The sequence below is a fragment of the Litorimonas haliclonae genome (assembly GCF_965138505.1).
GTDB classification, from domain to species: domain Bacteria; phylum Pseudomonadota; class Alphaproteobacteria; order Caulobacterales; family Maricaulaceae; genus Litorimonas; species Litorimonas haliclonae.
In genome coordinates this window covers 45,362-57,763 of the sequence record NZ_CBCSCO010000002.1, presented here as the reverse complement: position 1 = coordinate 57,763, position 12,402 = coordinate 45,362, and the positions used below count along the sequence as shown (strand labels likewise).

The following is a 12,402-nucleotide window of genomic DNA, read 5'->3' as shown; positions in this document are numbered from 1 at the left end:
GCTCCGACCAGAGCGGGTTTTTTATTGCGTATAAATTGGTGAGATAAAACGAAATTATGACGAAACAAGGTGACACAAAGCGCAGCGACGCGATTGTTAAGGGCCCTAGTCGCGCCGCCGCGCGCGCCATGCTCCGGGCCTCCGGCATGGATGATGAAAATTTCGAAGGCCCGATCATCGCCGTCTTTAATACATGGACCAATATGGGCCCGTGCAATATGGATCTCGACAAGCTCGCCGTTCCGGTTCGCGCCGGCATTCGCGCGGCCGGTGGCACCCCCGTAGATTTCAATTCGATCGCCGTTTCTGACGGGATAACGATGGGTAGTGAAGGCATGCGCGCCAGTTTAATGTCGCGCGAAGTCATTGCAGATTCTATCGAACTCGCCGTCAAAGGTCACAGCCTTGACGGCGTTATCATTTTGGTGGGGTGCGATAAAACTATTCCGGCCGCCGGCATGGCGCTCGCGCGTATGAACGTTCCGGGCGTCGTGCTTTACGGCGGCTCCATCATGCCCGGACACCACAAAGGCAAAGACCTCTCCGTTCAAGACGTCTTCGAAGCCGTCGGCGCCTGCGCGGCGGGCCTTATTGATGATGAGGAATTAAAGGATATCGAAAAAGCGGCCTGCCCCGGCGCCGGCGCGTGCGGCGGACAATTTACCGCAAATTCCATGGCTATGGCGATGACCTTTCTCGGCCTTTCCCCGATGGGAACAAACGATATTCCTGCCGTGGACGAAGAAAAGAATAAAGCCGCCTACCGCGCCGGACAAATCGTTGTGGATTGCGTTAAAGAAAACCGCCTGCCGCGAGACATGATCACGCATACGTCGCTGATGAATGCGGCAATTGCGCTTTCTGCCACGGCCGCGTCCACCAATGCGATTTTGCATTTACTGGCGATCGCGACGGAAGCCGAAGTCAAAGATTTCAAAATCGACGCCTTTGATACCATTTCGCGAACCACCCCAGTCATCGGGGATCTCAAGCCCGGCGGCAAATATATGGCGTTTGACCTGCACGAAGCCGGCGGTTCAGCATTGATTGGTCAACGTTTGGTCGAAGACGGACGCATAGAGGACAGCCCGACCGTGACAGGCCGGAGCCTGTTTGAAGAGATTGTCGATGCCCGGGAAACCGAAGGTCAGGACGTCGTTCTCACTTTTGACAATCCGGTGAAATCCCGCGGCGGTTACGGCATACTCTATGGCGATCTCGCGCCCGAAGGCTGTGTGGTCAAACTCGCCGGCCACGGCGCGCTCTTCTTTGAAGGCACCGCACGCGTTTTCGAATCCGAAGAAGAATGCTTCGATGTCGTGCAGAATAACGGCATCAAAAAGGGCGACGTTATCATTATCCGTAATGAAGGCCCTGCAGGCGGACCGGGAATGCGCGAAATGCTCGGCGTGACCGCCGCCCTCGTTGGACAGGATCTTGCCGACCATGTTGCGCTTATCACGGACGGACGCTTCTCCGGCGCCAGCTACGGCTTCGTGATTGGGCACGTCGCGCCCGAGGCAGCCCATGGCGGGCCTATTGCCTTTGTTCAAAACGGAGACAAAGTCACGATTGATGTCGAGGCACAAACCATCAATGTCGAGGCGGATTTACAGGCCCGGTCAAAGGTCTGGACTCCGCCGACCCCGAAATACCCTAGCGGCGCTTATGCCAAATTCGCGCGGCTTGTCGGCTCCGCCTCCAAAGGCGCCGTCACCTCCTTTCCTTTCTCCAATTAATTAAACCGGGATTATCAACTATGAGTATCGAAATATTTTACGACAAAGACTGCGACCTTGAAATTATCAAGAAAAAGAAAGTCGCTGTTCTTGGCTTTGGCTCCCAAGGTCATGCCCATGCGCTAAACCTGAAAGACTCCGGCGTGGATGTTGTTGTCGGCCTTCGCCCTGAGAGCGCGACCAATAAAAAAGTCAAAGCCGCAGGGCTTGAGAGCAAAGCCACTGCTGACGCCGTGAAAGGGGCAGACGTTGTTATGGTTCTCACCCCTGATGAGCATCAGGCGCGCATTTACCGCGAAGATATCGAGCCGAATATTAAAGAAGGCGCAGCGATTGCTTTTGGTCACGGCTTTGCCGTTCATTACGGACAAATCGTTCCCCGCCGCGACTTGGACGTTATCATGATCGCCCCGAAAGCTCCGGGTCATACGGTTCGGAATGAGTTCAAAAACGGCCGCGGCATTCCAGATCTTATCGCCGTTGCACAAGACGCCAATGGCGGCGCGGCGATTGAGATCGCCAAGTCCTATGCCTCTGCCATTGGCGGCGGACGGACGGCCATCATCCACACAACATTCAAGGACGAAACCGAAACCGATTTGTTTGGGGAACAAGCCGTTCTTTGCGGCGGCGCGGTCGAGCTCGTCAAAATGGGGTATGAGACTTTGGTCGAGGGCGGCTATCCTGCCGAGCTGGCCTATTTCGAATGTCTGCATGAATTAAAACTCATCGTCGATCTGATGTATGAGGGCGGCATTGCGAATATGAATTATTCCATCTCGAACAATGCGGAATTCGGGGAATACACCACCGGCGAAGGCGTCATCAATGAGCAGTCCCGCGAAGCGATGCGGAAATGTCTGAAAGATATCCAGGACGGCACATACGCCAAGAATTTCATTCTCGAAGGCGCGATGGGATACCCGTCCATGACAGCCCGCCGCCGCAATATGGAAGCCCATTCCATTGAGCAGGTCGGCGGCAAACTTCGCGAAATGATGCCTTGGATCGGCGCTAATAAGATCGTCGATAAAGATAAGAACTAACGAATGGGAGCGACGCACGATAATAAATCTTCCGCCGTTTACGGGGGAGGTCCCGCAAAGCGGGGATGGGGGGAGCGTATTACGCTCACCTTAATTATGTGTAGCTCCCCCCTCCGAGCGGCCTTCGCCGCCCACCTCCCCCGCAAGCGGGGGAGGAAAGTTATGGGATAGAAATCATGACCACAGCCATGCAATTTGACACACAGAGAGCCGAAATCCTCGAAGACCGCGAGCCGAAATCCGGCGCGCAGCTCTTGCTGGAATCGATTGCCGCGCAAGGCGTGGAAACTATTTTCGGCTATCCCGGCGGCGCAATTATGCCGGTTTACGACGTCTTGCCGCGTGTGCCTCAGCTGAGTCACATTCTCTGCCGCCATGAACAGGGATGCGGCATGGCCGCGATTGGCTATGCGCGCGCCACCGGGCGAACGGGGACGGCTTTCGCGACATCCGGCCCCGGCGCAACCAATCTCGTCACCTCCATTGCCGAAGCTTATCTCGACTCGGTTCCAGTTGTTTTTGTCACCGGTCAGGTCGCGACAAACCTCATCGGCACGGACGCGTTTCAGGAAGTCGATATTTTCGGCATTACCCTGCCGATTGTCAAACACAGCTATATCGCCCGCGACCCAGCCGATATTCCGGGCATGGTGGCCGAAGCCTATTTTATCGCAGGCGAAGGCCGCCCCGGCCCTGTTCTGATTGACCTTCCGAAAGATGTCGCCAACGCGCTCACGACAGAGCGTCATCGCTGGCGGCCTTATCCCAAACAGAAGCCCGAAATGGGCAAAAGCAAAGATATTGCCGCGGCGGAGCAATTAATGCGCGATGCAAAGAAACCGCTTTTCTATATCGGCGGCGGCATCGCCCAAGGCGACGGCGTTCAGGAAATCCGTGATCTGGTCGAGCGCACGCAGATTCCCGTTGTCTCGACCCTGAAGGGCCTCGGCTCTCTGCCCAACGATCATCCAAATTATCTGGGGATGCTCGGCATGCACGGCCTTCGCGCCGCTAATTACGCGGTGCAGGAATGTGACCTTTTAATTGTCGCGGGCGCGCGGTTCGATGACCGCGCCACCGGAAAACTGGATACCTTCGCCCCGAATGCCAAGGTCATCCATCTGGATATTGATGTGGCGGAGATAGATAAACTTCGGCGCGTGCAAGTCGGTCTCGACGGAAGTCTCAAGAAAAACCTCGCCGCGCTCGACCCGTTCAAGGACGGCGCGGAGCATGAGGATATCAGCGAGTGGACAAAGCTCTGTTATGACCGCCGCGCGGAACATGCCTGGGATTATAAATCGCCCATCACCAATATGACGACGGGCGGAATTTACGCGCCCAAGCTCCTGCACGACCTTTCCCGCCGCGCAGATGACAGCGCCATAATAACTTGTGATGTGGGGCAACATCAAATGTGGGTGGCGCAGCATTGTTATTTCGATGACCCGAAAGATCACATCACCTCTGGCGGATTAGGGACGATGGGCTTCGGCCTGCCCGCCGGACTGGGGGCCAAACTCGGCGCGCCGGACAGAACCGTCATTACAGTTTCCGGCGACGGCTCTATCATGATGAATATTCAGGAACTTGCCACGCTCAACCGCTATGATATTCCGCTGAAAATTGTTCTGCTCGATAACTCGGCCCTCGGCATGGTGCGCCAGTGGCAGGAAGTCTTTTTCGAAAAAAACTATTCCGAAGTAAATCTGGACGATAATCCGGATTTCGCCGCCGTCGCCAAGGCGTTTCAGATAGACGCCTTCACCATCACCCGCGGCGATGAGGTTGACGCCGGCATAGACCGCCTCCTCTCCACAGACGGTCCCGTCCTCATGCACGTCAAAATCGACACAGCGGAAAACGTCTGGCCGCTCGTCCCGCCCGGGCGAAGCAATGCCGATATGATGGAGCGGTAGGGGTGATAACAGTTCTCAAATCTAGCTTATTTACTCTATCTGCCGCTGCACTTCTGATATGCACTCTCCTAGCTTGGGGTGGATTTGAGTTGGAATTGAACATGGGCTCGGGATCCTTACTTCAAGCTGCAGCTTGGTCATTTGGTATCACAATCTTCGGTGTTTTGAGCGCGCTTGGCTTTTACTTTTTAGGTAAGGCGGTCTCATTTCCAAGCAACGAGCATTCGCGCAAACTCCTATTCTCTGCTTGCTTAATGTGCCTTCTATTTGCTGCACTCGTAATGCTGGTAGGGCGAAATGTTGGGGCTGTTCTCATTCTATTTCCAATCGGTGCGTGTGCATTCGCTTTGCCTATAATTGCCTATATTATTATTCGGAAAGCCCGGTGACCCAAATGCAACACACACACACCCGCTCATCCCGGCGGAGGCCGGGATCCAGTCTGAAACGGAGCGCCACACGCTCTGGATCCCAAATCAAGTTTGGGATGAGCGGAAGGCGGAGAAGTAGGATGGAACACCGTAATTGCATCAATCCGGTTTCAAGAAAGAACGCATTTTTAGGCGCGGTTCTCTTCGGGCTTGGCTTTATTCTGCTTCTTCCCTCCGTGTACTTTTTTCACGGACTCTACGGAAAGGCGGGCGGCCTCGCGGCTGTTATAGGCTTTTTTCTAATAATGATGACTGCACTGCTCGTAACGTTGGGCGGACGCCGGGACCCAGATAAATATTCCGATGAGGCCTCCCCATGACCTTGCCGTTGGACTCCACAAATTCGCCGCGCTCAGGAAATGAGAGGAAATAACCATGGGACGTAAACGAGACATGCTTCGTAAATATTTAATTATCGTCGGGTTTGGCGCCATTCTCTTTGGAGTTATTTTCTTCGTCATGACCATGGTGGCGACGGTCTCCTCAATTGGCAATCTGCAGGCTTACACCGATAGCAGCGCCACTTCGACGGAACGCTTTTTCATCATCCTTAATGCCGCGCAAACTTACGGCTTTCAGATGTTTCAGGGTCTGACCCTTGGCGGCATCTGCCTTTATCTCGCGCATCGACTCTCGGAGAAAAATGATGACTGAGCTCCAACGTGATAAAACTTTCGAACCTTCGGGTATTCAAGGCAAGCTGAAAGCCGTCCTGCACGACGTCCAGGGCACGCTCCTGCGCACGCTCGGCACGATTGAGCGGCGCGGGTATGATTATCGCGACGTGCACTGCACGCAGCGCGTGGACGGCAGTTTCGATCTGCTCGTCCATGTCGAGGATACGGGCGGCCCGAATGATCTGGACCTTCTCTGCCGACAGCTGGAACGACTGTACAATGTCGTCTCCGCCGAGCGCGTTGGACGACGTACAAGAGCTGAACACGCAGAGTAATCCAATAAATTAAATAGATAAATCCATGACCGACACACACGTCAAAATATTCGACACCACTTTACGCGACGGCGAGCAGGCGCCGGGCTTTTCCATGAGCGCAGGCCAAAAGCTGCAAATGGCAAAAGCGCTGGAAGCGCTGAATGTCGATGTAATGGAAGCCGGATTCGCCGCCGCCTCACCGGGCGATTTCGAAGCCGTAAAAACGATAGCGACCGAAGTCAAAGAATCGGTGGTTTGTTCCCTCTCGCGCTGTAATGAAGGCGATATTCGCGCCAGCGGCGAAGCAATTAAACCAGCGGCGCAAGGCCGCATTCATACGTTCATCGCGACCTCTCCGCTGCACCGCGAATTCAAACTCAAAATGTCCAAAGACGAGATTGTCCGCCGCGCCGTCGCCGGGGTGGAGCTTGCCCGAAACTATACGGACGATGTCGAATTTTCCTGCGAGGACGCCATCCGCACAGAGCGCGATTATCTCAAACGCGTCGTTGAAGCCGCCATCAAAGCAGGCGCAACAACCATCAATATCCCTGACACGGTCGGCTATACCACGCCCCAAGAAATTCAGGATCTGTTCGAATTTCTGGTGACGGACATCGAAGGCGGCGACGGCGTGATATTCTCCGCCCATTGTCATGACGACCTCGGCCTCGCCGTTGCCAACTCGCTGGCGGCCGTTCGCGGCGGCGCGCGCCAAGTAGAATGCGCGCTAAACGGTATTGGCGAACGGGCGGGCAATTGCGCACTCGAAGAGGTCGCTATGGCGCTTCGCACGCGTGCCGATTTCTTTGGTCTTTCCACACAGATAAAAACGCAGGGGCTTTACGGCGCGTCGAAACTCCTTGCGACGATTACGGGCAATCCCGTCCCGCGCAACAAAGCCATTATCGGCAAGAATGCGTTTGCTCATGAAAGCGGCATTCACCAACATGGCGTGCTCGCCAATCGCGAGACTTATGAAATCATGAAACCCGAAGATGTCGGGGTCAGCACGGATAATCTCGTGCTCGGCAAACATTCGGGCCGCGCCGCTCTGAAAGACCGCGCGCAAAAGCTCGGCTTTGATCTGGGCGAGAACCAGCTCCAGACGGTTTTTGTCTCGTTCAAAGCTCTGGCCGATGAGAAAAAGGAAGTGTTCGACGCCGATATCGAAGCCATTATTTTGGGCGAAGCCGTGGGCGAAAGCGGGCCTTGGCACATTGACAGCCTCTATGTCTCCGCCGGGTCAGACAACGGCAAGCAGCCTGTCGCTACCGTGAAGCTCCATCATGATGACGGGCGCGAAGAAAAGTGGAGCCAGGAAGCCGCCGGGCCGGTTAATGCCACCTTCCTCGCGATATCGCACATCACCGGACAACCGCTGCACCTTGATAGTTTTTCGGTTCAATCCGTGTCGGAAGGCGAAGACGCCATGGCCGAAGCCTCGGTTCAGGTGAGCACGGAATTTAACGCCTATCATGGCCGCGGGACGAGCACGGACACCGTCCTCGCCGGGGCGCGGGCCTATCTCGACGTCATCAACCGCATTGAACGGAGAGCCGATCGCCAAAAAGCGATCGCGGCGCAGCACTGATGTTGGAAGTTCTCCGATATAGTCCCTCCACCGCGAGAGCGGGGGAGGTGTCCGGTAGGACGGAGGGGGCGCGCGTTGTCCAACGCGCTCAGAGACCTGTTTCCAAAGACGCCTCTTTCGCCTACCCCCTCCGACCTGCATTCGCAGGCCACCTCCCCCGCCCCGGCGGTGGAGGAGATTCAGCGGAGTTTTTCCATGCCTAAAACCCTCTTCGATAAAATCTGGGATCGTCACATTGTCGTGCCGGAGTCTTCGGCCCATCCGGCCACGCTCTATATCGACCTGCATCTCATCCATGAAGTGACGAGCCCGCAGGCTTTTACTGTCTTGCGGGATCGGGGGCTGAAGGTTCGCCGTCCTGACCGGACGCTGGCGACCGTCGATCATTCCACGCCGACTCTGAAGAACGCCGATGGCTCCCGCCCTTTTGTCACCGAGCAGGCCGAGAAACAGGTCGATAGGCTGCTCGCCAACACCAAAGAATACGGCATTGAAACGCACGGCTTCGACTCGGACTATCGCGGCATCGTCCATGTCATGGGGCCGGAGCTGGGCGCGACTCAGCCCGGCATGACCATTGTCTGCGGCGACAGCCATACCTCGACCCACGGCGCGTTCGGGGCCATAGCTTTCGGGATTGGCACAACGCAGGTTGGTCATGTCCTTGCCAATCAATGCCTGCTTATGCACAAACCCAAAACCATGGCTATTCATGTCGACGGAGACCTCTCGGACGGCGTGAGCGCAAAAGACGTCATTCTCGCCATTATCGCGGAAATCGGCGTCGGCGGCGGGACTGGTTACGCGCTCGAATATCGCGGCTCTGTCTTTGAAGAGATGAGCATGGAAGGTCGCATGACGGTCTGTAACATGTCCATCGAGGCCGGCGCGAGGTGCGGATTAATTGCGCCGGACGCCACCACATTTAATTATTTAAGGGGCCGCAAATTCGCCCCGGATAATTTTGAAGACGCTTGCGAGGACTGGGCGAGCCTCGCCACGGATGACGGCGCGAGCTATGACAAGGAAGTCCACCTTCGCGCCGAAGATATCCGCCCTATGGTCACTTACGGCACCCATCCGGGCATGGCCATGCCCATCGACGGGATGGTTCCCGCCGCAACAGACGACGCCGAAGAGAAGGCGCTCGGCTATATGGCGATGACGGCAGGCGGGCCGATTACGGGCGCAAAAGTCAACCGCGTCTTTATTGGTTCTTGCACTAATTCGCGCATGGACGACCTCCGCTCCGCGGCGCGGATCATGAAGGGGCGCAAAGTCGTTGACGGCGTGACCACGATCGTCGTCCCCGGGAGCGAACAGATAAAAATCGAAGCGGAGGCCGAAGGTCTTCACGACATCTTCACGGCGGCCGGCGCGGAATGGCGGGAGCCGGGATGTTCGATGTGCATCGCCATGAACGGCGACAAAGCCCTGCCGGGTGAATTGGTCGTCTCGACCTCCAACCGGAACTTTGCCGGACGCCAAGGCCCGGGCGCAAGAACAGTGCTCGCCTCCCCTGAAACCGCCGCCGCCGCCGCCGTGATGGGGGTGATAACGGATGCGCGAACATTAAAGGGAGCCGCTTAATGACTTTCGTTCCCCTGACCACCATTACCTCCAAAACCCTTGTTCTTCCGGCGGCGAATATCGATACTGATCAGATTATCCCGGCGCGCTTCCTCACCGTGACCTCCCGCGATGGGCTCGGTGAGCATGCCTTTCATGATTGGCGATATAATGAGGACGGCTCCGAGACGGATCACATTCTTAATACGGACGCCGCCAAGCAATGCCAAATTCTGATTGGCGGTCACAATTTTGGCTGCGGCTCATCCCGCGAGCACGCCCCCTGGTCGCTCACCGATTATGGTTTTCGCGTGGTCATCAGCTCAGAGATCGCCGATATTTTCCGCGGCAATTCGCTCAAGAACGGACTTCTGCCGATTGTCATTGATAAGCGCGCCCATGAGTGGCTGCTCGACAATCCAGGAGCGGATGTCACCGTCGATCTGGAAAGCTGCGAGGTTCGTCTGCCGCGCAATGGCGGAACCTATAATTTTGAAATCGACGAGTTTTCGCGGCACTGCCTGATGCAGGGCGTTGACGAAATGGGATATCTGGAAATGCAAGCAGACGCGATCAAGGCGTATGAGGCGAATTAAATGAATATCAATTTCACCTATATTCCCGGCGACGGGATTGGCCCGGAAGTGGGCGACGCGGCCATGACCGTTTTGGAAGCGATGACCGCAAAGTTTGGCCACTCTCTGGAAGCGGAGTTTCATTTGGTCGGCGGCGCCGCCATTGATGCCAAAGGCGAGCCCCTGCCCGCCGAGACATTTGACTCCTGTAAACGCACGGGCGCCATTTTACTCGGCGCGGTTGGCGGGCCGAAATGGGATCATTTAAAAGGTGCAGACCGCCCCGAATTAGGGTCTCTCTTGCCTTTACGCAAAAATCTGAACCTCTACGCCAATATCCGCCCCTGCAAACCGTTCCCCGCATTGATCGACAAGGCCCCGTTAAAACGCGAAAGACTTGAAGGGACCGATTTTGTCGTCATGCGCGAACTTACCGGCGGGATTTATTTTGGCGATAAAGGCCGTGATGAAAGTGGCGCGTTCGACGTCTGTCGCTATTCAGAATCCGAAGTCCGCCGCATCGCCGTCAAAGCTTTTGACCTAGCCATGACGCGCAAAAAGAAAGTCACTTCTGTCGACAAATCCAATGTGCTGGAAACCTCCCGCCTCTGGCGCGAGGTCGTGATTGAGGTCGCCAAAGATTATCCCGAAGTCGAAGTCGAGCACCTCCTCGTTGATGCCATGACGATGCACATGCTGACTTACGCTCAGGACTATGACGTTATCCTGACCGAGAATATGTTTGGCGATATTTTAACCGATGAAGCCTCTGTGCTTTGCGGGTCTATGGGGGTTATTCCCTCCGCCTCCGTCTCGGACGGCAAAACCGGCATGTATGAACCTATTCACGGCAGCGCGCCCGATATAGCCGGCCAAGGCAAAGCCAATCCGCTTGCTATGATATTGTCTGCCGCGTGGATGCTCCGCCTGTCTTTCGGTTTGGACAAAGAAGCCGCCGCCATTGAGTGCGCCGTAGAGGCCGCACTGGAGGCCCGGCAAACAACAGGCGATTTAGGCGGTAAACTTAACACTTCAGATGTTGGAGACTGGATCGCGCGGAATGTCTAAAGTCAATCTTCACGACCTCAAAGCCCGCATCGAAGCGGCTAATGTTTACGCCCTGGCCAAGCGAACGCCCTGCGAACTTGCGCCAAAACTCAGCTTGGAGGTGGAGCGCAATATCTGGCTGAAACGTGAAGATATGCAAGACGTTTTCAGCTTTAAGATTCGCGGCGCGACCAACCGGATTGCCGGACTGACGGATGAGGAGCGCACCCGCGGCGTTTGCGCGGCCAGCGCCGGAAATCACGCCCAAGGCGTAGCCGCAGCCGGGGCTTATTATAATACGGCTGCCGTCATTTTCATGCCTGTTACGACCCCAGCGATTAAGGTCACGGCCGTTGAAAGGCACGGCGCGGAAACTCGCCTTGTTGGCGATAATTACGACGAGGCGTGCAAGGCCGCCCTGGACTACGCCGAAGAGACAGGCGCCGTCTTCATCCATCCTTTTGACGAAACCGATGTCATCGCCGGGCAAGGCACAGTGGGCCGTGAAATTATGGAACAAATGCCCCGGACGCCGGCCGCCGTTTATATCTGCACAGGCGGCGGCGGTCTGGTGTCCGGTGTGGGCACTTGGATAAAGTCTGTCTCCCCGAATACGCGCATTATTGCGGTGGAGCCGGAAGGCGCACCGACCCTGACGACCTCTTTGAAAGAAGGCACGCCGACGCCTCTGGAGAAAGTCGATAGTTTCGCCGACGGGGTCGCTGTGAAGCTCATCGGGACGAATACGCTAGAAATCGCAAAGCAAGTTGTGGACGAGGTTATTCTCGTTTCCAATGACGAAATTTGCGCCGCCGTTAAAGACGTGTTCGAAGCGACTCGCACTGTCGTCGAACCTGCCGGAGCGCTTGCACTTGCCGGATTGATAAAACATGCCCGCGAAGGGAAAGCTCCGGACGGCGATTGCGTCGTCACCATATCTGGTGCGAATGTGAATTTTGACCGAATTGGTCACATGGTGGAACGAGCGGAACTCGGCGCGGGCGAGGAAATGCTCTTTGCCGCTGCCATTCCCGAACGGCCCGGAGCCTTTTTGAATTTCTGCAATGCGATGGGTCGCCGCCCCGTCACTGAATTTAATTATCGTTACGCCGAGAGTGAAACCGCCCATGTCTTGGTCGGCATTAAGACTCGCGACCTGGAGGAACGAGCCAAGGTGATATCCGACATGGCGAGCCATGACATTACGGTCACCGATTTGTCCCGAGACCGTCTCGCTAAACGTCACCTCCGCCATATGGTAGGCGGGCGGGCGAGCGCCGATATTCCCGAAGTGCTTTACCGGTTTGAGTTTCCCGAACGCCCCGGCGCGCTGACAGATTTTTTGATTGCTCTGGACGCGCGCTGGAATATCAGCCTGTTTCATTACCGTAATCACGGCAACTCCACGGGTCATGTTCTCTGCGGATTTCAGGTTCCCAAAGGAGATGTTGACGCCCTCGAAGAAAGCCTCGCCAAAACCGGCTATCCAATGGCGGTGGAAACCGGTAGCAAAGCCTATGAGTATTTTTTGAGGGCTTAAATCAGACC

Annotated in this window: 10 protein-coding genes; all 10 read left to right on the top strand. The window is 56.0% G+C overall.

Annotation, left to right across the window (positions count from 1 at the left end; genetic code table 11):
* Window positions 1-56 precede the first annotated feature (56 nt).
* The 10 genes from ilvD to ilvA all read left to right on the top strand — a co-directional run bounded on the left by ilvD (window position 57) and on the right by ilvA (window position 12,394).
* Window positions 57-1,739 carry a dihydroxy-acid dehydratase gene (gene ilvD / locus ACNA05_RS04335; RefSeq protein ID WP_415810173.1) on the top strand — a complete coding sequence of 561 codons (1,683 nt, stop codon included), beginning with the start codon at window positions 57-59 and terminating at the stop codon, window positions 1,737-1,739.
* A gap of 26 nt (window positions 1,740-1,765) precedes the next feature.
* Entirely contained in the window at window positions 1,766-2,785 is a 1,020-nt protein-coding gene (ilvC, locus tag ACNA05_RS04330) for a ketol-acid reductoisomerase (RefSeq protein WP_415810763.1), read from the top strand.
* 176 nt (window positions 2,786-2,961) lie between these two features.
* Entirely contained in the window at window positions 2,962-4,704 is a 1,743-nt protein-coding gene (gene ilvG / locus ACNA05_RS04325; RefSeq protein WP_415810172.1) for an acetolactate synthase 2 catalytic subunit, read from the top strand.
* A gap of 806 nt (window positions 4,705-5,510) precedes the next feature.
* Window positions 5,511-5,789, top strand: coding sequence for a hypothetical protein (locus ACNA05_RS04320; protein ID WP_415810171.1), 279 nt, complete (start codon window positions 5,511-5,513; stop codon window positions 5,787-5,789).
* Window positions 5,782-6,087: an ACT domain-containing protein gene (locus ACNA05_RS04315; protein ID WP_415810170.1), complete on the top strand. Its 306-nt coding sequence runs from the start codon at window positions 5,782-5,784 to the stop codon at window positions 6,085-6,087. Before ACNA05_RS04320 ends, ACNA05_RS04315 begins: the two co-directional genes overlap by 8 nt.
* A 25-nt stretch (window positions 6,088-6,112) precedes the next feature.
* Entirely contained in the window at window positions 6,113-7,663 is a 1,551-nt protein-coding gene (locus tag ACNA05_RS04310; RefSeq protein WP_415810169.1) for a 2-isopropylmalate synthase, read from the top strand.
* A gap of 195 nt (window positions 7,664-7,858) precedes the next feature.
* On the top strand, window positions 7,859-9,253 hold the full coding sequence (gene leuC, locus ACNA05_RS04305; protein WP_415810168.1) for a 3-isopropylmalate dehydratase large subunit: 1,395 nt from the start codon (window positions 7,859-7,861) through the stop codon (window positions 9,251-9,253).
* The gene (leuD, locus tag ACNA05_RS04300; RefSeq protein WP_415810167.1) at window positions 9,253-9,828 is read left to right on the top strand and encodes a 3-isopropylmalate dehydratase small subunit; all 576 of its coding nucleotides are present in this window, start codon (window positions 9,253-9,255) and stop codon (window positions 9,826-9,828) included. Before leuC ends, leuD begins: the two co-directional genes overlap by 1 nt.
* Window positions 9,829-10,875, top strand: a complete 1,047-nt coding sequence (gene leuB, locus ACNA05_RS04295; RefSeq protein WP_415810166.1) for a 3-isopropylmalate dehydrogenase — start codon at window positions 9,829-9,831, stop codon at window positions 10,873-10,875.
* On the top strand, window positions 10,868-12,394 hold the full coding sequence (gene ilvA / locus ACNA05_RS04290) for a threonine ammonia-lyase, biosynthetic (RefSeq protein ID WP_415810165.1): 1,527 nt from the start codon (window positions 10,868-10,870) through the stop codon (window positions 12,392-12,394). Before leuB ends, ilvA begins: the two co-directional genes overlap by 8 nt.
* Window positions 12,395-12,402 lie beyond the last annotated feature (8 nt).